Below are 20,307 nucleotides of genomic sequence, written 5' to 3'. Positions count from 1 at the left end.
AAAAATATTCCATTTTCAGCTTCTAGCAAAAAGCACTAAACTTTTGCACCGTTGAGAAAGGCTTTTTCTGTCAGGGCTATTAAACCAGCTCGCCCCACGCGACCTCTGCGTTCGGCATAAACCAGCCCACGAATGATAGACGTGAAAATCTCGGTATGCTCAGCTGAGCTGATGTCGAGACGATATATTCCTTCTTTTTGTCCGCGTAAGAAAAAGTTGTCGAGATTACTACTCCATTCATCCTCCACCTCCCGTTCGATCTGAAGGTTTTCCCAATAAAATATCATGAATGATAATATTTCACGGTGTTCATAGTAGTTTTCAATCAGTTTTCTCAAAGCTATATCTACAGGTAGGTCTTGCAGTTGTGCACCGTAGATGGCTTTGTTCATAATTTTCACGCTATGGGTTGTCAAATTTTGAATAAGCAATTCACGGGTTTTACAAAAACGGTACAGAGTAGCCTTACTGATGCCAATTGCTTCTGCCAGTTCCTTGAGTGTCGCCCTCGGGTGATCAACAAGCGCTATTGCTAGCGACGCCATAAATTTTTCATCTTTTGTATGCATATTAACCATGCTAGGCCCCCCCCAGTGCCTACTCAATCCATGTATCAAATGAACATATTGTAAGCATATTATTTCTGAATTAAAAAGACTCTTATATAAATTATTTAAATCAAAATTGACTCAAATGCATTACTTTCGTCTATTTCATTGATGAGAATGAAAATAATTTCTTGAAGATCAAAGCTTGTTTTTCTGATGTTCTGACTAGGATAGTTGAAATGTATTGATATAAACTCAAATGAATCAATATTGATTCATTTGAGTTTATGGTGCATTATTTGCCGTAGCAGAGTTAACACATTGCACTGTTTGATATGGGATCAGCAGGCGACTGGCAAAAATCTGAAACGTTAAGAGTATTAACCAAATGATTAATTTAAAAAATGTTGTATTACAACACGGCAGCAAAGTTCTTCTGAATAAAGCAAACCTGAAAATACACCAAGGTGAGAAGGTTGGTTTAGTCGGAAGAAACGGTGTGGGTAAATCTACTTTATTTGCTTTGATCTCCGGCAGAATGAATGAAGAAAACGGTGATGTTGATCTACCAAAATATTGTCGAATAACTCAGGTTGATCAAAACATGCCTGAATCTACTGAAGGTGCTACCGATTTTGTTATTGCCGGAGACACAGAGCTGATGGCAGCCCGAGCTCGCCTCATACAAGCGACAGAACAGGATGATGGCATGGCTATGGCTCAGGCATATTGTGATTTATCCGATGCTGGTGACTATGATGCTGCACCACGGGCACAGTCGCTCCTGATGGGATTAGGCTTCAGACCCGAAGAAATGAATACGCCGGTAAATCAGTTTTCAGGGGGATGGCGTATGCGCCTGCAACTAGCCCGTACTCTGATGTGTCCTTCTGATCTGATGCTTCTGGATGAACCGACAAACCACTTAGATCTTGATGCTTTATCATGGCTTGAATCATGGTTAAGTATTCACACAGGCACAATCATAATTATCAGTCATGACCGTGAGTTTCTGGACAACATAACGAATGTTACCGTTCATCTGGAGCACAATCAGCTGATCCGCTATAACGGAAATTATAGTTTATTCGAAACGCTAAGAGCACAGCAGCTAGAATTGCAGCAGGCTGCCTACACCAAACAACAGGAGCAGCTCAGTCATCTGCAGAAATATATAAATCGGTTTCGCTATAAAGCGACTAAAGCCAGACAGGCCCAAAGCAGAATCAAAGCACTCGAACGAATGGAAAAGGTGTCTGCTGTAATCGCGGACAGTGAATTTACTTTACTGTTCAGTGAGCCAGCTAGTCTTCCTAACCCGATGCTGGCATTACGTGATCTTGACTTTGGCTATAGTCCACACGCTGGATCTGATGATCAGAAGCCGGTGCTGATCCTAAGTGGAATAAACCGTACAATCCTTGCAGGACAAAGGGTAGGTATTTTGGGTGCGAACGGGCAGGGTAAATCGACGTTTATAAAAACGATAGCAGGGGCAATACCGCCACTATCCGGATCCCTAACCGAAGGGAAAGGGCTGAACATTGGATATTTCGCACAACATGAGCTTGATGTCTTACAGCCTGAAGATTCTCCTTTGCAGCATATGGTTCGGCTTTCCATGACGTATATTGCTTCAAGCCGAGAGCAGGAGTTACGAAATTATCTGGGTACATTTAATTTCAGCGGAAACATGATTACACAGCCCGTGGGTACAATGAGTGGTGGAGAAAAAGCACGTCTTGTTCTTGCAATGATCGTCTGGAAAAAACCGAATTTCCTGCTCCTTGACGAACCGACTAACCATCTTGACTTAACAACACGAGAGGCTCTGGCGTTAGCGCTTAATCAGTATGACGGAACAGTGCTACTTGTGAGTCATGACAGAGCACTTTTACGTTCAGTATGTGATGAATTCTGGCTAATCAATAATGGGGAGGTAAAGGACTTTGATGGCGATCTTGAAGATTATAAGCACTATTTACTTAATGAATCATGACATTGGATGTTTCTAATTCTCTGTTGCAAAGCTTTAGCCACTGATATGTTTTGGGGGTTATTAACTGTTGCTCTGGAACACTCGTATAAATGTGTTCATAAATCACCATTTATAATGGTGTCTAACTTTTTGAGAAGAGTAGGGAAGGAACCCTAATACAAACCAATAAGCAATACAGAGGTAGAGTGAGTCTATGATGTTATATGATCTTAATTTAACATAATATTCATTATGCGAACCCTTAATTGTAGAGGCTCAATGCTAATGTCTATTCCTGGCTCAATCTAAATGTCTGCACTATATTTATCTATGGGGTTAACCTTTCTTTTTTCAACGTGGGGAAAGAAAAAGGATATTTCCTGGAGAAATGGTCATGAGTGCAGAAAGCTCAGGACGATTCACGTTGAAAGAATTAAACCGCATTAAAGTTCTACAAGATGTTATTGATCGCAACCTGACGCCAGGTCGTGCTGCCGTGGTACTCGGCATTACACCACGCCATTGTAGTCGACTGATAAAACGCTACCGTGAGCATGGCCCTTTAGGTATGAATAACATTGCTCGAGGCAATCCGAGTAACCGTTTATTGCCAAAATCATTCACTGACCAAATTGTAGATATCGTTAAGAAAAATTATCCTGACTTTGGACCTACGCTAGCACGCGAAAAACTAGAAGAAATACATGGGCTGACTATTGGTAAAGAAACACTTCGTCGGCTGATGATCCGTGCAGATTTATGGATCCCGAGAAAAATGCGAGCCCCAAAAATTCACCAACCCCGGTATCGACGCCCTTGTACCGGTGAATTGATCCAAATTGATGGCTGTGACCATGATTGGTTTGAAGGACGTGGTCCAAAATGTACAGCATTAGTCTATGTTGATGATGCGACAAGTAAAATCATGGAGCTCCTTTTTGTCCAGGCTGAATCCACATTTACATACTTTAATGCCACTCGGCGTTATATTGAGAGACATGGAAAACCATTGGCACTTTACAGCGATAAGGCTGGCATATTTAGAATTAATAACAAAAATGCTATTGGTGGCGACGGTCATACTCAGTTTGGTCGAGCCATGCATGAGTTAAATATTCAAACCATTTGTGCAGAAACTAGCCAAGCAAAAGGACGTGTTGAACGTGCGCATAGCACACTTCAGGATCGCTTGGTTAAAGAGTTTCGCCTCAGGAACATCAGTTCAATCGAGGCTGCTAATGCATTCACTGATGAGTTTATCGATGATTATAATCATCGATTTGGTAAGCTTCCGCGCCATGAATATGATGTACATCGACCTCTAGAACAAGATGAGGATTTGGATACTATTCTTACAATCAGAGAATACAGAAAAGTCTCTAAAAACTTAACTATTCAATATGATAAGATCGTTTATCTGATTGAGGATAGTGAATATAGCCGGCGAGCTATTGGTAAATGCATCGATGTTTATCACTATCCAGACGAACGTAAAGAACTACGGTTGAATGGCATCCCCCTTCCCTTTATCACGTATGACCGACTGTCTGATGTTGACCAAGGTGCTATTGTGGACAACAAACGGCTTGGTCGAACTCTCGAACTCATTAAAACAGTTGTCGATGATAAGAGAGATAACCGCCGCTCACAATCTGTGCCTGCTGGAAATGGGCCGTCACGACGCAAAGAAAAAGCGCCAGGCAAGAAATCCCAGCGCTCTATCGATCAAAATGACATGCTAGAAGCCCTCGTTAAACTTCAGGGGCGTTCAAAGGAGATTTTTGGTAAGAATTAAGTTATTTTTACTACGATTATACCAGTTCTCAATACAGGTGTGAATTTCCGCTAGATTATTCATTAACTAGTGTATATACACATAATTTATAATGTTACAATTAAAATGAAATGGTGTAACATCTAATGTGTTTTTATTGAACTCAGCCGTTTTTTCACTAAGTAGAGTTTAAAGTTAATGTACTTCACTATTTCCAAGAAAGGGGATCGTATTTTTCTATGGAAGTTCTGGTTACGACAATATTTCTATTTTAATGGTGGCATTCACTGAGCTATTTTTGTAAAATATGAGCAAATAAATGGAAGTACAATCTGAAATTTAATGTATTTACTTAAGGTGGCTAGCAGTGATTAACAATTTCTTGGAAGAAATAAGTAACTTATCGATACAGCACATTAGCAAAAATAAATTTAATACAATTATAGAAAATTTAAATGCAAAACTGAAAGGCATTAAATCCAAGGAAAAGGTTAAATTGCTAGATGAAAGTATTATTCTACTGATGGATAGTATTAAAGAAGAAAAAAAACGAAGTGCTATAGGCTTTTTACGATTTATACTTTATGGGGGATTTAAAAACCCAATTAATGAAATCAAAAAAAAAGGTGCATTTCGTTCATCAAAATACAATTATAAAACAAAAACGTTAAGCTTTCTAATTTCCGATATATTTTTTATCAACTTGATAGATGGTAATGACTTAGAATATATAAATAACATTTTAAATGTTATTGAGCTATCCGCTGAGATGAGGATTTTACGCAGTAAAATTATAGAATTCATAAAATCTAATCCATACTTTGTTAAAACAGCATTAGCCATTGCTGACATGGTATATAGTGATACAAATAAATATGATATGTCGAATGAGATGTCAATGACTGATTCTCTTTTCTTTAGAAACAAAGAAACAATATTATCATCTATATCATTTACTCTGACTTTATATAAGGATGCATGTGTTAATGCTATAAGAAAAAATTTATTACTTACTGATGAAGAATATAGCGATGATGTGTATATGGAATGCTTCCACAATGCATATTTAATACAAATTTTCAATGATATTGAAATTAAAATAGATTTTTTTAACTATAAAGCAAGTAAGTTATATAACAATATAGTCATTGAAAACTATGAGTTTGAAACAGCCCTACGTCGAAGTTATACTAAATCGGATCTAAGATGGTTTTCTATTGCAAATAGAGCAATTAAAGATAAAAAAATAAAAGAACAAAACAAAACGTTTTCTGAGTTTCTTTCGGAATTTTTTTCTGCTAATGACAAGAGTGATGAAAATATAGTTTACGAAATAAAAGACTATCCAATAAAAAGAATTGTGCTTAAAACACCCATATTTGAATACGGACATGAATGTAATATATACAGCCATGACAGAATATTTTTTGATGAAGCTGTCATGATTGAAACATTATCTTTAGAAAACTATAATGTCGAATTTTTAAACTTGAAATTATATAAAAGCTTCACTGCTTTCGATATAATAAAAATTCAGAGATATTTCGGTTATATTAGCTATGCATATAACTATGCGTATAAAGATTTACTTTCAAAAAATACAATTGACGTGAACTTACTTAGACGGCGGTCAATATTACCCGTTTGTAGTATTGAAGAACTTGCCTTTATATTGAATAAAATTTGTAATCATCCTGTAAATGAATGTAGAGAGTTCATTGAAATGATTAGCTTTGATTTATCACACCATAATCACTACCTTGATATACAATACAATCCGATTTTAAATGTTGATGGGCAAATAATAATTACACCGACAATACTTCATGGTTCCAATCTAATTAGGTCAATCGCATTTATGAATAAAATAAACCTATCTACCTTTAATAATAAAGATCATATGATAGAGTCAATTAAACAAGCTCTAATTGGAAAAGGATTTCATGTTAACATTGATTTTAAATATGGTAATGATGAAATTGATGTAATTGCTTATCTCGATGGGAATTTATTTATTTTTGAATGCAAAAACCCCTATCACCCAGTAAGTGATTTTGAGTTGAGAAATACTTATAGTCATCTAGAAAAAGGATTTTCACAAATAGAAAAATTTAAAAAAATACTTGAGAATACCTATTCATTCAGACAATTACTTATAAATGCAGATATAATTCCTTCTGATGTTAATCACATCCACTATGGTGTTGTAAATGCCAATCGTGTATTGAGCGGGATAAGCAATAATAATATAAAAACATTTCATGCTAATGAGCTGATAAACTTCATAGAAAGTGGTGATATAATATCGAAAGGAAATAAAACAAATGTTTGGAAAAATAGAGAGTTTAATGTCAGTGACTTAGTTGAATATATCAATGGAAATAATGAATTTTATAATGACTTGGATAAAATAAAGAAAAATGTATTTCATGAATATAAATTCAAATCAAAAAAACTGATTCTTTTAACTTGTTTTTTTGACATAAGTGAATCGAAAGTTAGCTAATTATCGAAGCTGTAATTTAAATTTTATAGTTACCTGTTTTTGATATGTTCATTTCAATAACGGAAACAGGTAAATTATGACCGAAAAAACTCAAAACCCTCACGGCTGAATAAGTTCAAAGATCAGAAAATAAGGATGAACTCAATTATCTTTCTATAATTATCAAGAAGCTGATAGTGAAACCGCCACTGAATGCAGGGCATTAAGCGGTTATTTCTAATTAGCCAGCGAATAGACATCCCTATCGAGCCTTGAGAAATGTGAAAGATAACGAAACTCAGCATTCTGATTGGGTGAAATCCCGTTAATTATTCTCTGGTTTAACATTGAAAAATCGGCTCTACTATAATGACTTCAGGTCTCTCAATCAGAAAATCCTCATCTGCCGATTCTTCATCAGCAATATAATCACACCAGTTTTTGACTGGCGCCAATCAAATACCACTTCTTCAGACCGTCATCATGATGACGGACAATTTAATAATCAGGTTCTGCGCACCGGCCTTCAGCCTCATAAATAGCTCGGAACCACGGGACTTCAAAAAAGAGATTTTTGGTAAGATTTAAATTTAATGAGATTAATAAATTGCTTTACTATTAATTTACTATGAGAATAATATCATCACCTGATATAACCTTCAGAGCAGAACCATTCACTTTGAGCTATAGCTTCCATTAAAGCCCTCGAGATGGAATTAGACGGCTGATTCAAAGCTTTATTTCTGAAGTTAACCTGAATTTGTTCTGTATTGAGATTTTGTTCATGCTTTAATTCTCGTACCTGTTCAATGAACATAGTGAAAAATTGTGAAGCCTGAACTTTATATCTACTGGCTAAATTAAAACCATCGAAATGGTTGATTGCTCTTTGTTGCGAATCACTATCCCAGGTTGTTGGCAAATGAGGATAAAACTGTGCGGTAACAGGTGTTGTCTCGATAATTTCAGCCGCTATCCAATGTTCATTGATAAAACGTAGCGATATAAAATAAGGATGGAATAATTCATCAAGATTAGTACGTAAAACAGGGCTTCCTTTGCCTGTATTGCAGTCCTTACATGCAGGAACAAGGTTATGTGGATGTACTGAATAAAGAGGATATCGCGCCTTTGGTAAGTAATGGTCAAGTGTAGAAACGTGACCTATTCCACAGAGGGGGCACACCCCATCAGAGGATGATCTTATTGCATCATATATTACTCTTCCGTTAGTTCCTGCTTTCGATAAGCAGTCGTCGTATAACCCAACAAAATCAGCTTTTGTTATATTGCTGATAACCTCATCTTCTGAATGACCACGTCTGGATGGAGTCGTTAGATGTAATGTTACAGACTCAGCTCCTTGTTGATAAGATGACACGAATTCAGGTAATCGTTGACTAATCGCCCTCATTGCAGTGAGATTATTAGAATTACAATCTGAAATGCAGGTATTGTAAACATCTAAAAAATGATAATTAGGTAATGGAAGCTTTTTCATTTTTACTCCTGGCCATTATCCCTATTTGAAATCATACTCTGGAGTAAAAATTGCCCTTCAACACCTAATTTTTTGCCATACTCGTTGAATATATCTTGATAATTCCCTCCTTCATCAACAGATGACTGTAAAAGAGCATGAAACCCAGACTTCGTTACCTCTAAGCCAAAAACCTCTCGTGTCAGAATACCAACATTTTCAGCAAATGTTTCTATTTTGGGGCGCGAGATATTCATACTTTTCCCATATCGAATTATTTTAGATACACAACTTTGAGGAATTTCTTGTAATACTACAGGTGAATGAGTAGCAATTATTGCCACGCCATTCCTGTTTGAAAGTAAATCACTCAATGCCCGAGTGAATGCAGAAAGTAGAGGTGGGTGTAAATGACTTTCAGGTTCATCAATGAGGAGAAGCGTTTTTTCTTCTACTTTTTCAACTAGTTTTGTAAGAGTAAGAATAACAATAGCATGACCTGAGCTCATCCTTGAGATTAAGTGTAACGCAGCTTTTTTTAAATACTCCTCACTTTTAACATCCGCAAGAATTTTAAGATCCATATCAGCAAAATTGCTATCGGATTCTAGAGTTTCAACAGCATTTAGCCACCTATTTTTTTTAACACTATCAATAAAACAATTCCTTAAACTGTTATGAAATTCATGATGTAGTTCAGATAAGCTTTTGAGTGCTTCTTTAGATTTTTGCTTCAAACCAATATAGTAATAACAAGTACCTCTTGAAGGGTCTGCTCTTTCTGATGGAGGGTCAAAAGGGTCAAATACACTGAAAGAGACAGAAACAATACTACTAAAAAAATCATTACTAATAGTTTTCCCGTTTCCAAACAAAGTATTTTCCTGAAAACACCCTTTTGAAAGGTCTTGATTAATAACACTAGCAATCATTCCATTGAGCAAGGTAGTTTTACCTACACCATTACGACCAATAATTGCATGTATGTTTGTTTTAGGTTTCGAATAGGGTTCTACAACAAATTGTAGTCTTATCTCTGCTAGATCATCAGCTGGTTGACGTATGAAACTAAAATCATAGGGAGTCAGTTCAACGCCGCCACTCAAAATTCTTATGAATTGTCCTTTAACAACCGATAAGCTTACAAAACGAAGCAAAGATGTACCGAAAACACTTTCATTTACTATTTCATCTATAATTTGAGGCTTGAAAACAATGTCATTCAAAGCACTTAATAGACTTTCTTTGGATTGTTGAGACAAATCATTAGCAATCGTCTTGTAGTATCCGACACTTTCACCGAGTGAGAAATAATTATCAGAAAGGTTGGTAAATGTGTGCTCTAACTGACTGTGCGTTGTTTGTTCGACCTTTTGTCCCTTAAAGCCGATCTTTACGTTCCCAAGATCGTGTTTCGCACCATTTTCGTCAAATACAGTTAGGTAAAACATTGTTACGAAAGAATAATCATTCCAGTTATCTATTTTTAGATACGCTGTATTTATACCTGATGAAGGGATGGATTGATTGCTAGGAATTAAAATAAAATTCATATAGTAAGTTTTATTCGCATGTCTAAATATTTATATACAATCATACCATTTAGCGCATTTAAATTCACTAAACAAGGGTTCTCATCAATACATTGTCAGGCATTTGATAAGCTAACCTATGTCGAGCGGGGGGTAGACTCTCGATACAAAACGACTAATCGCCCTGCTGCAAGGTTCTCAGGAGTGCGTCTAGGAACAGTTCTTTCTGACAGACCCGATCTTGCTTGCGGCAAGTTAAAAGAGTCTAAGTGCCTTAGTTCATACCTCAAATTCATTAGTATCAGTTAATGAGCTGTTATTTTCTGATATCATAGCTTTATGCAATGTCAAAAATAGTGTTATTTTTGAAACCAATGGTCATTTCTAATGAGCCAGCGACTAGACATTCCTATCGAGCCTTGACATTTATTGTGGCACCAATATAGTAATGTCACTTTTTGAGGCATAAAGGAGAAAACCTTTTAGCTGCAATCAGGACATTAAGGTTCTACAAGATGTCATTGATCACAAAATGACACCAGGTCGTGCGGACGTGATACTCGACATTACACCACGTCATTGTAGCCGATTGATAAAACGCTACCGTGAGCATGACCCTTTAAGTATGAATGATATTGCTCGAGGTAATTCTAGTAATCGTTTATTACCAATAATCATTCACTGACCAAATTGGATCATCAACCGACGAAGCGTCTCTTTACCAATGGTCATCCCATGTATTTCTTCCAATTTTTCACGCGCTAGCAGACGCCCCTGCACTGGTGAATTGATCCAAATTGATGGCTGTGACCATGATTGGTTTGAAGGCCGAGTTTCCAAATGTACAGCATTAGTCTATGTTGATGATGCGACAAGCAAAATCATGGAACCTCCTTTTTGTTCAAGCAGAACCCACATTTACATACTTTAATGCCACTCGGCGTTATATTGAGAGACATGGTAAACCATTAGCATTTTACAGTGATAAAGCGGGTATATTTAGAATTAATAATAAAAATGCTATATAGTGGTGATGGTCATACATAGTTTAGTCGAGCCATGCATGAGCTAAACATTCAAACTATTTGTGCAGAAACCAGCCAAGAAAAAGGTCGTGTTGTACGTACTCATGGGCACACTTCATGATCACTTAGTTAAAGAGTTTAGCCTTAAGAATATCTGTTCAATAGAGGCTGCGAACACATTTACTGAAGAGTTTATGGCTGATTATAATCATCGATTTGGTAAGCTTCCCCGCCATGAATATGATGTACATCGACCGTTAGAACAAGATGAGAATTTAGATACTATTCTGACCATTATAGAATACAGAAAAGTCTATAAAAACATTACTATTCAATATGATAAGATTGTTTATCTGATTAAGGATAGCGAAAATTGTCGATGATAAGAGAGATAACCGACGCTCACAGTCTATGCCTGCTGAAAATGGGCCGTCACGTCGCAAAGAAAAAGAGCCAGGTAAAAAATCCCAACTCTCTATCGATCAAGATGATATGTTAGAAGCCCTAGTTAAGCTTCAAGGGCGTTCAAAGGAGATTTTTGACAAAAGCTAGAATTTAACAATATTCGTTTCTGTAATTTGCGGTTCAATTATTTCATCCGGTCGAGCAAATTTCTTGTCAATAAGTTTATTTCTTAACGCCTGAACATCCGATGTATATATGACATGGGCAAGACTGAGCTTTGCTCTTGTAGAGGTTACGTAGAATAGCCTACCGGTGCGTTCTAACTCTTTTAATTTTTGCTTTTCAGCATTTTGTCTCTTTGAGCTAGCGACGGATGGCTCTTTGACCCCAAAATATTGTTCATAAGAAAACATAAACCCACCTGCTTCATTATCATCCATAATAACCATAACACGATCAAATTCATTTCCCTTTACTCCTTGATGGGTTCGGTATTTTGATTCATCGGAAATATACTTTTTGTAATCCCTGATTTGAAAAAAACGTGTTTTGAGCGCATCAGTCCATGCATCTTGAAAAAAACGTGTTTTGAGCGCATCAGTCCATGCATCAAATTCATCAGCATCGACTGATGAATTGTCCTTTTCTGATGTCATGCTGATGCTTTTATATTTATTCGATGTCAAAAATGATTGCAGTTTAGATGGAATTTTCATCAGATTGTGGCTAGCTAGAATGTCTAGTACATCCTGAAAACTGACATCATTATTTGTAATGGTTGACTTGAATTTATGTTCAGCTGCGCGAGCGGAAACTAATGGATCGTCCTTATTGGCCTCTAAGATATCTGGCTCTAAAAGAGGTGAATTATATTTCCTAAGTATCGACATCAATTCTGCACGCTTATCATTAAGACTTGCTTCAGCAAGTGGTAGAATGATATTTGCGAAAAAACTCAATTCAGTATTACTGCCAGCACTCATACTCTCTTTTAGACTTTTTGCTTTTTCTAGCTTTTCCCATAACTGATGAAACCCGAGGCGCCTAGCTGCCATTTTGTGTTCTAGAAGTAAGATAGCAGTCTCTTTTTCCTCTATATCATTCCAACCCTGATCTCTTGTCAGATTTGCCATTTCTCTACGAATATTTATTTCTGTTTCGGCTTTATTTTCTATATTTTGAGGCAGTAAGTAATACCGAATATATCCTTCTGGTGCCCCTTCTCTTGCATATTGTTTTCGATTATCAATATTACTTCGGATTTGATTACCCAACCCAACAATCCGCCGTGCAGAACGATGGTTCATTTCTTTATTAATTACTTCCCAACCAGGTGCTGGTGGTGATGTCAGGCCTAACCCCTCATCTCCAACACCGAAGATACGCTGCATAGTATCTCCCAAAAGACCTATAACTATTTGGTCCTGTTTGCTTTGTTGTAAATTAAAAAATGCATTAATAACAGTCTTGTCTGTGTCCTGGCTTTCATCAATAAATATAAAAGGATACTTGCTTGCAAGTAATTCTTTCATCATAGATTTACTTGTAAGAAAATCAGAAAATATGTTCAGGACATCTGTATGTGATAAGGCATTTTTAGAGGAGTTGATACCATTAGGGTCATACACAAACTTTTGAGGTTCACTCAACCATTCTAATTTAGCATTCAAGCGGATAAGTGTTTTTTTTCTGGTATCGGAAGCTTTACCGGAGCGCCCTTTTCGCTCTAATTCTTCAATTTTTGCAATTTCTTTAGGTATGGTATTTAAATACCAATGCCGAATGTCTTCATTAAATCCTTTAATCGAAGTCCAACAAAAACTGTGAATTGTTGAAATGGTAAATATGGGGTGTTTATCAATTCTATTAGATATTTCATCAGCAGCATTATTCGTATAGGTAATAATGGCAATTTGTTTTCCTTTGCGAGAAAAATCAATTAAATGTTCATCTTTGAGGTAACTCAATGCTTGTTTTAAAGAAAAGGTTTTACCTGAACCTGCCCCAGCAAAAGTAATGAAACTACGTTTTGACTCGGAATGTATACATTCTTGAATGATATCATCGACACTATCATCATGATCCACCGAACGTGTCTCCGCAAGAAAAAAGTCAGTTGACATATACTATTTCCTTTTCTTTGGTGTCAATTTTTTATTTAGCCAATCAAGTCCATCTTTTATGTATTCTGGAGGAGTGAAACTCACTCTTTCTTTATCAAGTGGTTCTTCATGATCAGCAATTTCAGAAAGATAAAATAGGCATTCAAAAGCGAACTCCCCTTTTTTTAACTCCTGTATGTAATTGAAAAGTGACTCACATAATGCATCAACATCTTGATTTAGTGTGAATTCTTCTCTGGCCTTTGTGATTTTTTCTATTTTATTGAAAAATCCATTTTTAATGTTAGCTAGAATCAAAGCATCTTCGAATGTTCTTGACAATATTTTTTTACCTTCAATATTCGTTGCTTTTTGATATGCAATATAAACATTTGAATTTTTGGTGGTTATGATATGATTCTTGCTTGATATATTTATAAGTTCATCTAAATTCTCTTTTTTAGGATGCCATTTTATAAGCGTTGTATTATTTGTTTTTTGTGATGATTTTATTTTTGGATAACATTTTTTGTTATCTTTATTGACCGAGTCAATGTCCGTAATAACTAAGGCTGTCATTCCAAGATTTTCGATTAGATCTTTATATTTATGTGTATGTGCACCACTAACTTCAATAATTGAGATATATCGGCTCGTTAATTTAGGAAAATATTCAGCAATGAATTGAGGAATTAAAAGACGTTCAGCCTGCCCTTCAACAAAAATAACACCATCAGCAAAAAAGATATCACAGTGAGTTAATTTCAGGTGTTTTCTGACAAATTTTAGCTCTTCTTTTGGGGATGCAAATAACTCAGACATATTAGCAATTGTCGTATGATTCATAGGTGTCAACAAGTTTGCACTAATCCGTTTAAAATATCGTAACTCTTTAAAATCAACGTCATTAATAATATGACTGGAATGAGTGCTAATGACTAATTGTGTATAGTATTCCGAATTGTCCTTCCCATCTTTATTTCTTAGTTCAGGATGATTCCGTAACACATTATATGCATTTGAAACAAAAACCCGTTGAACTTGAGCATGTAAATTAACTTCCGGCTCTTCAACCAACACTAAGTGGATTGGCTCAATTTGTGCTAATTCTGACTTTGTTTCTGATGTATTTCGGGAAATTGCTGATTTTCCTATACGCATCCATTTATCGCGAAATTCAAGAAGTCTAAAAGTCAGATAGATTAAGTTCTGATATCCCAGTCCTAAATAATGTTCTGGGATATACTCAGCATCTTTTTCATCAAAGTGATAATGTATAGATGATGCTCTTTGTAACGCATCCATTCCGCTAATTTTTGCAGCTATTTTAACTGTAGGGTTACCACCAATACCAGTATAACCCATAACTTCTAACTCACTCATTGGCTTTTCAAATTGGGAATTCAATCTCTTTGAAAAATTTTCTTCCAGCTTTTGATGTTGTCCCAGAACGGTGATATCTTTAGGATCAGGAAATATATCGGGATTTAAAATGTTATCATAATAATCACGTAGTAATTTATTGAGGCTATGTTTTTCTGTGTATGGTCCTTTTCTTATTTCATTATCATCCTGACCCAGCCCACGCTGTTCAGAAATAACATCTATTCGGATTAATGTTTCTAAAACTGTTGAAGATAGCGGCTGTAAAAAATCATCGCTCAGGATATAGTATTTTTTCTCAAGATAACGTTCAAAATTATTACCTTTCTCCAGAAAGTCACAGAGATCCTTAGGCCAAAGTGAGGTTTTACTGTGTTCTGAAACCAATTTTCTTGCTTTGCTGAATTCTTGGCACAATTCCGTGATGTTCTTAGGTTCATATTTTATACGGATAAAAAGAGAACCACCTTTCCATTCCAGATCCGGTAGAATATCTCTAACCTTATAGGCTTCTTTTGCATCGGCATTAATCTCAATATCCAGTAAAGGTAGAAATTGTGTTAAATTTGTTAAAAACACATTTTCTTCATCATCATTGGATGGAATATCTTCCTCAATTAACTGACCTAATCTTCTGATTTCTTTCCAATTACATTTAGGTACGTCTTTGATGTGCATACTGCCACGTCGACTCAAAAAAGTGTATAACGCCTTAATACAAGATGTTTTTCCACTATTGTTTGCACCGACTAGAATTGTTGTTTTGTCATCAAGTGTTAGTGTAATATCCGATAAACGGCGATAATTTTTTAATTTAAAAGAAGAAATTTTCATATAGCGCCTTGTATTAATAGCGTTGTACATCAATTTAGATAAAAACAGTTCAATTTCTATCAATAAATGTTTATCTATTCTTATGCTTTAGTTATGAAAACTCAATAAATATTATTGAGTTATGTGAGCTGGTTTCACCACATGTACCAATTCAACTTCAAGATGCGTGTTATATCTCCCCGCGTCGCGGGGAGATATAAGGACTCGTCTCATACTACCCATTGCAACTTGAAGTTTATCGAGTATATATTAGCTTTTTATGTGATGAGTTAATTTCGCTACTAAATACAGTCTTATTGAGCTATAAATGAACAATTGTTTTAAAGCAGAAATATGATGTTTGTGTGTTCACAGGACATTTCTAATGAGCTAACAACTAGACATTCCTATCGAGCCTTGACCATTAACGCTGAACGGGAAACCCAGCGGTTTGAATTCTAACTGTATAGATTACATTGATTACGCAACTAATCACTTAATTCAATTCCGATTTGTAAAATCGGAATCTACATTTAGCTACTTTGAAACAATATAGGATATTTGGAATAAAGATTCAGTAGCCTGTTATAGCCGCTGAGGGATATTATTTTTTACCGCAGTAAAAAGTATTTCTGTTATATCATTGGGATAAATAGTTTCCACTGCATTGGCAAGCTGGTCGATTTCCCACCAATAATGCTGTTTAATCGCTGACTTTTCATTTTCAGTCCATTCAGTAATATTGATATCTTCTTTATCAATCTTTACGATATAAAAATGTTCTTTTGCTAAAACAGCCTCTCCACTAGGGAGAGTCATTTCAAATGTTCTTTGAGCAACACATTGTCCAACATTATCTTTTCGGATACCTGTTTCTTCACGCAGTTCTCTAATAGCGGCTTGCTCAAAAGACTCTCCTTTTTTAACGCCTCCTCCGGGCGTGGCCCAATATGACTGACCAGCTAATGCACCTTCATTATGTACAAAATTAAACATTAACACTCGATTAGATCGGCTAATGATCAGTAAACGCGCTGAACAACGAATACGCATATATTATTTCCTTTTAGCTATGACAGGCCAGCCACTAACCGGTAACGCACCTTACACGCGCACAGGATTCGCTGGATATTTACCTTAAGATAGGGTCGTTATTCAATTAATTTATCTTAGTTTGTAATTTTGTACAATTCTAGATAAATATGTTGAATGTCAATTTTATTATCGAATCATAGGATATTCATGTTGAAGTTTTATAATAGGTAATTACTTGCGATTCTCAAAAAAACTCAGATGTCGAGGGAAATAATTAAGAGATATAGTCAGATTGACCGTATATTGAAAAATCGGTGTCCTATTCCATCCAAACACTCTTAACTAAATAGTGTTAATTTTATGTGCTCAGTTTTCTTATTGTCCACCCTATTTCATGCTGCATGAAATTAAATTCATATTTTTAAATTCCAAATCACCCATCATTGATTACAATAATACTTGAAATTATTATGGGCTTAATATAATCTAATTAAGCTAATGATTTAATTTAGCTTAATTTTCATAGGAACTAAAAGAGACAAGGTGTTATTAAAAATTATGGAAAAATTAATTAAAATTGTATTAGTAGGGACTGTTTTGGCAACATTGACTGCATGTACTGGTCGTGTGGAAAATAAAAAAAATAATTGTAGCTATGACTACTTGCTTCATCCGGCAGTATCTATCTCCAAGATCATTGGCGGTTGCGGCCCAGCAGCAGATCAATAAGATTACGAGTCGTAATAATAAGGCCGGATTTTCCGGCCTTATTTTATGCTATTTCACTGACAAAAAGTGGCGTATTTGAACCAAGTTTTCTTCGATCAGGCCCATAGCCTCTACACTCATTATGAGACACGCCCTCCTCTGCAGACAACTTCAAAATCCCCTTCATTTAATTACGTTTTTCCAATCCCTAGTTTTTTACCTAACCAACACAGTTGCAAAGTTATCAGAAAATACATTAATGTCTGACACTGATTTTATGGAATAAATACTCCACTTAACAAAGAAAAATATCATGTTCGGATGGCAAAAACTTACAGCTATTTCATTCGATTTTATTACGGACTTGAACAAATTACGGTCTATAATACGGGGAGGTTTAAAAACGCAATGACAAGTTCAGATAAAAAAGACTACTACTATAACCCTAAAGAATTCCGAGACCGAAACAAATGGCATGGCAACCCACACAAGCAAAAAAGAGAATACAAGTATAAGATAATGTGGTTTTCAGTGGGTGTTCTGGCAGGAATTATCATTGCAATCCTATTGGCTATTAAAGAACCAGATATGACTAATGTGATACTTGAACAAGTTCATCGCTGGTTATGGCTCGAATAATGGTGTCATTCTCTTGTAAATTGGTGGCATTTTATTTCAGTTCACTACTTTAATATAATGGCTTATTTCATTTGAGTATTAATTATGAAATGGTCGGACTTTAATAAAACGCTAAATATTTAGTCCGACCAAACTATTTACAACAGCGCTTTATTGAGTTTATATTCCAACACTTTTAGTGGTGAATTTTCTGGCGAAGCCATTTTAGATATTGGCAATAGATAAGTTTGCTCCAGCATAAATTGTCCTGACATCGCAGCATGAGGTGTCTGATCTGAGTAACAAATCCAGGTACTACCCGCAGGGAATTTAACCTCTAACTGAGCACCCTGCTGCTGATATTGCTGGTTGGCTTTCATCGCATCATGCAGCCCGAGCATCAGATGATCATAATGGGTACGGCGGCTTTTGGTTATCCCTAATTTGTGCTGTAACCAACTATTAATACGGGAATAGCTACGAGTCGCAGGAAGGAATTGCTCGGCAATCTGAGGGAATTTATCACCTACTCGCCATACCCTAGGTTCGCCCGCCGGGTTAATGTTAGTGAATATGCGAAGAATACGCTGCCCCTGAATCGGTCTGGAAGGAAAGGCATCTACATGTAACCGGCTGTCGTCTTTACGCCAAGAATTACCGGTTTTCCATGTGGTGACGGGATGAACCCGTAGCGAATTGACGGGTGTATGCAGTACTTCCGTATATATTGGCAACAGATGCTCAATCAATTGCTGACAATGTTGATAATAACGTTGCATTAGCTCATGCGCTAGTTTTTCATCAGACTGCAACGCCACGCCAGCTATTTTATGTTCATCCGGACGGTAGCTGATATTCTTACGCCCTGCTTTGACCGCATCTTCTCTGAGCAACTGTTGTTCTTCTGGCATTAAAGAGAAACTCAGTTCTGGCAGGTAGAGAACCTTACCCAGTTCCAGAGAAACAAGCGCATTCTGTTGTACTGAATGAGGTACGCTTTCCGACCAACTGTGCAATGGCAATGTTTCAATCACTTCATCAAATTCAAGCTGCTGTCCAGCCATCATATACTCCACTTCGTAAAATTTTTCGGAATGATAAAGCCTTTTTATTCAACCAAATCCACGATGAATTGAATGTTTTACAGTTTAGTCGGTTTATTCGGTTATATGGCTTAATGGCTTTTATTTTTTATTCCGAGGATGTATCCCATTTAATGGTGGCATTTGTAGCAAGTTCGTTATTATCAGTAAGAAGAATTAAGTGATTATGGTGGTCACTGTATTGGGTAATTATATTAATGCCAGCTCGTGCGATAGCATCAGCTATTTCTCCCAGTTCACCTGACCGTTCCTGATTCAGTTTTCTGATTAATGGCTTAACGACATCACGTACATCTAAACCGGCAGCCATTAGAACCAGACGAGCCTGCTCTCCATCTTCAACTAAAAAATGGGCATGGCTTTCATTGCCAACCGTAAAAACCCCACCACCTTCCAAGCTAATGTCATTTTTACCCAGTAAAGAACCTAGCACAGCAAGAGCACCCGGAGTATTACTGAGAACAACATGAATATCATACATGCGAGTATTTTCCTTTTTCAGATTAATAGCCACAAAAGGCATGGGAAATATATAGGGGAAGTTATTGTGATGCTTCGGTGGCAAGCGAAATGTCAATATTTACGCGTCGGTTTCCGGTCTCTACCCCCTTCTATGCCTTATGAGTTATTTTTGAGATCTGCTTCAAAAATCCACATTTCTGCATCATGCCCAAGTCTTTTAAAGATGCTCTCTCGGTGACATAGTAAGGCGTTTAAGGCCGACGACTACAGAAAGCTTTTGTCCCCAAACTCTATCTAATTGAAAATAAATTATATTTAGCGATATTGTGATTAAAAATTATGACCAGAATAAATCTTATACTGCCAAGTGAATTGTGTGATCAACACTTACTTGCTGAACATAGAGAATTAACCAGAATTCCCAATGAGATAGTTAGGAGGAAAGGTAATGTGACCTTGAGTACATCGGAAAAATATCTACTAGGAAAAGGACACGTGATTTTTTTCAGAGATAAGTTGTTATTTTTGAAGAAAAGATATGAAGCTATACATCAGGAATGTTTGAATCGGGGTTTTTCCGTCGTAAATAGGTGGCCAGATGATGTCAGTGTTTATCACCATTTATGGAACGATTATCAGGTAACTGAGGAAGATATTAGCGTTAATATGGCAAGAATTAAGGAGCGAATGCCCATAAAGGCTCGATTCTCTCCCTGTTTTGATAGAAAAATCAATGAATAAAAACCAAATACACCTTCCGTTATGGAATTAAATTATGGCCTTTTCTATTACTTATTTTGTGATACTCGTATTTTGGAGTATCACTCTGAAAATTCTCCATAAAAAGTGGAAGTGG

The 20,307-nt window shown here is 36.3% G+C and carries 14 protein-coding genes and 1 pseudogene; 7 read left to right on the top strand and 8 right to left on the bottom strand.

Going from position 1 to position 20,307, the window contains the following annotated elements; genetic code table 11:
• Window positions 1-35 precede the first annotated feature (35 nt).
• Complete coding sequence (locus tag AAC855_RS04345) at window positions 36-578, bottom strand: TetR/AcrR family transcriptional regulator (RefSeq protein ID WP_340608392.1); 543 nt, start codon at window positions 576-578, stop codon at window positions 36-38.
• Window positions 579-936: 358 nt separating this feature from the next.
• On the opposite strand from AAC855_RS04345, the gene AAC855_RS04340 reads away from it, so the two are divergent.
• The 3 genes from AAC855_RS04340 (at window position 937) to AAC855_RS04330 (ending at window position 6,806) form a co-directional block, all read left to right on the top strand.
• Entirely contained in the window at window positions 937-2,547 is a 1,611-nt protein-coding gene (locus AAC855_RS04340; RefSeq protein WP_340608391.1) for an ABC-F family ATP-binding cassette domain-containing protein, read from the top strand.
• A 373-nt stretch (window positions 2,548-2,920) separates the two neighbouring features.
• On the top strand, window positions 2,921-4,321 hold the full coding sequence (locus AAC855_RS04335) for an ISNCY family transposase (protein WP_340608389.1): 1,401 nt from the start codon (window positions 2,921-2,923) through the stop codon (window positions 4,319-4,321).
• 346 nt (window positions 4,322-4,667) lie between these two features.
• Window positions 4,668-6,806, top strand: coding sequence for a hypothetical protein (locus AAC855_RS04330; protein ID WP_340608388.1), 2,139 nt, complete (start codon window positions 4,668-4,670; stop codon window positions 6,804-6,806).
• Between the two features lie 622 nt (window positions 6,807-7,428).
• On the opposite strand, the gene AAC855_RS04325 is transcribed toward AAC855_RS04330, so the two are convergent.
• The gene (locus AAC855_RS04325; RefSeq protein WP_340608387.1) at window positions 7,429-8,286 is read right to left on the bottom strand and encodes an HNH endonuclease; all 858 of its coding nucleotides are present in this window, start codon (window positions 8,284-8,286) and stop codon (window positions 7,429-7,431) included.
• A gap of 2 nt (window positions 8,287-8,288) precedes the next feature.
• Entirely contained in the window at window positions 8,289-9,818 is a 1,530-nt protein-coding gene (locus AAC855_RS04320) for an AAA family ATPase (RefSeq protein ID WP_340608386.1), read from the bottom strand.
• Between the two features lie 478 nt (window positions 9,819-10,296).
• Between AAC855_RS04320 and AAC855_RS04315 the strand changes: the two are divergent.
• Window positions 10,297-11,374 (top strand): annotated as a pseudogene (locus tag AAC855_RS04315) (ISNCY family transposase).
• On the opposite strand, the gene AAC855_RS04310 reads toward AAC855_RS04315, so the two are convergent.
• The 3 genes from AAC855_RS04310 to AAC855_RS04300 form a co-directional block, all read right to left on the bottom strand.
• Entirely contained in the window at window positions 11,371-13,350 is a 1,980-nt protein-coding gene (locus tag AAC855_RS04310) for a UvrD-helicase domain-containing protein (protein WP_340608385.1), read from the bottom strand. The pseudogene AAC855_RS04315 and the gene AAC855_RS04310 sit on opposite strands and share 4 nt — an antisense overlap.
• A gap of 3 nt (window positions 13,351-13,353) precedes the next feature.
• The gene (locus AAC855_RS04305) at window positions 13,354-15,546 is read right to left on the bottom strand and encodes an ATP-dependent nuclease (protein ID WP_340608384.1); all 2,193 of its coding nucleotides are present in this window, start codon (window positions 15,544-15,546) and stop codon (window positions 13,354-13,356) included.
• A gap of 564 nt (window positions 15,547-16,110) precedes the next feature.
• Complete coding sequence (locus tag AAC855_RS04300) at window positions 16,111-16,578, bottom strand: NUDIX hydrolase (protein WP_340608383.1); 468 nt, start codon at window positions 16,576-16,578, stop codon at window positions 16,111-16,113.
• A gap of 540 nt (window positions 16,579-17,118) precedes the next feature.
• Here AAC855_RS04300 and AAC855_RS04295 point away from each other — a divergent pair.
• Entirely contained in the window at window positions 17,119-17,289 is a 171-nt protein-coding gene (locus tag AAC855_RS04295; protein WP_099110242.1) for a YhfL family protein, read from the top strand.
• A 387-nt stretch (window positions 17,290-17,676) separates the two neighbouring features.
• The gene (locus tag AAC855_RS04290) at window positions 17,677-17,907 is read left to right on the top strand and encodes a hypothetical protein (RefSeq protein ID WP_340608382.1); all 231 of its coding nucleotides are present in this window, start codon (window positions 17,677-17,679) and stop codon (window positions 17,905-17,907) included.
• A gap of 137 nt (window positions 17,908-18,044) precedes the next feature.
• On the opposite strand, the gene AAC855_RS04285 is transcribed toward AAC855_RS04290, so the two are convergent.
• Window positions 18,045-18,950 carry a Kdo hydroxylase KdoO gene (locus AAC855_RS04285; RefSeq protein WP_422824352.1) on the bottom strand — a complete coding sequence of 302 codons (906 nt, stop codon included), beginning with the start codon at window positions 18,948-18,950 and terminating at the stop codon, window positions 18,045-18,047.
• 127 nt (window positions 18,951-19,077) lie between these two features.
• Window positions 19,078-19,470 (bottom strand): amino acid-binding protein, encoded by a 393-nt coding sequence (locus AAC855_RS04280; RefSeq protein WP_340608380.1) that lies wholly within the window; start codon window positions 19,468-19,470, stop codon window positions 19,078-19,080.
• 320 nt (window positions 19,471-19,790) lie between these two features.
• On the opposite strand from AAC855_RS04280, the gene AAC855_RS04275 reads away from it, so the two are divergent.
• Window positions 19,791-20,192 (top strand): pyrimidine dimer DNA glycosylase/endonuclease V, encoded by a 402-nt coding sequence (locus tag AAC855_RS04275; protein WP_340608379.1) that lies wholly within the window; start codon window positions 19,791-19,793, stop codon window positions 20,190-20,192.
• The last annotated feature ends 115 nt before the right edge of the window (window positions 20,193-20,307 follow it).

The organism is Xenorhabdus bharatensis, from assembly GCF_037996705.1.
GTDB classification, from domain to species: Bacteria; Pseudomonadota; Gammaproteobacteria; order Enterobacterales; family Enterobacteriaceae; genus Xenorhabdus; species Xenorhabdus bharatensis.
This window is presented reverse-complemented; position numbering and strand designations above follow the sequence as displayed.

What these genes read in the sequence shown, in the direction of transcription:
- AAC855_RS04345 (WP_340608392.1), bottom strand. Translation starts at nt 578, where the DNA reads ATGGTTAATATGCATACAAAAGATGAAAAATTTATGGCGTCGCTAGCA.
- AAC855_RS04340 (WP_340608391.1), top strand. Translation starts at nt 937, where the DNA reads ATGATTAATTTAAAAAATGTTGTATTACAACACGGCAGCAAAGTTCTT.
- AAC855_RS04335 (WP_340608389.1), top strand. Translation starts at nt 2,921, where the DNA reads ATGAGTGCAGAAAGCTCAGGACGATTCACGTTGAAAGAATTAAACCGC.
- AAC855_RS04325 (WP_340608387.1), bottom strand. Translation starts at nt 8,286, where the DNA reads ATGAAAAAGCTTCCATTACCTAATTATCATTTTTTAGATGTTTACAAT.
- AAC855_RS04320 (WP_340608386.1), bottom strand. Translation starts at nt 9,818, where the DNA reads ATGAATTTTATTTTAATTCCTAGCAATCAATCCATCCCTTCATCAGGT.
- AAC855_RS04310 (WP_340608385.1), bottom strand. Translation starts at nt 13,350, where the DNA reads ATGTCAACTGACTTTTTTCTTGCGGAGACACGTTCGGTGGATCATGAT.
- AAC855_RS04305 (WP_340608384.1), bottom strand. Translation starts at nt 15,546, where the DNA reads ATGAAAATTTCTTCTTTTAAATTAAAAAATTATCGCCGTTTATCGGAT.
- AAC855_RS04300 (WP_340608383.1), bottom strand. Translation starts at nt 16,578, where the DNA reads ATGCGTATTCGTTGTTCAGCGCGTTTACTGATCATTAGCCGATCTAAT.
- AAC855_RS04295 (WP_099110242.1), top strand. Translation starts at nt 17,119, where the DNA reads ATGGAAAAATTAATTAAAATTGTATTAGTAGGGACTGTTTTGGCAACA.
- AAC855_RS04290 (WP_340608382.1), top strand. Translation starts at nt 17,677, where the DNA reads ATGACAAGTTCAGATAAAAAAGACTACTACTATAACCCTAAAGAATTC.
- AAC855_RS04285 (WP_422824352.1), bottom strand. Translation starts at nt 18,950, where the DNA reads ATGGCTGGACAGCAGCTTGAATTTGATGAAGTGATTGAAACATTGCCA.
- AAC855_RS04280 (WP_340608380.1), bottom strand. Translation starts at nt 19,470, where the DNA reads ATGTATGATATTCATGTTGTTCTCAGTAATACTCCGGGTGCTCTTGCT.
- AAC855_RS04275 (WP_340608379.1), top strand. Translation starts at nt 19,791, where the DNA reads ATGACCAGAATAAATCTTATACTGCCAAGTGAATTGTGTGATCAACAC.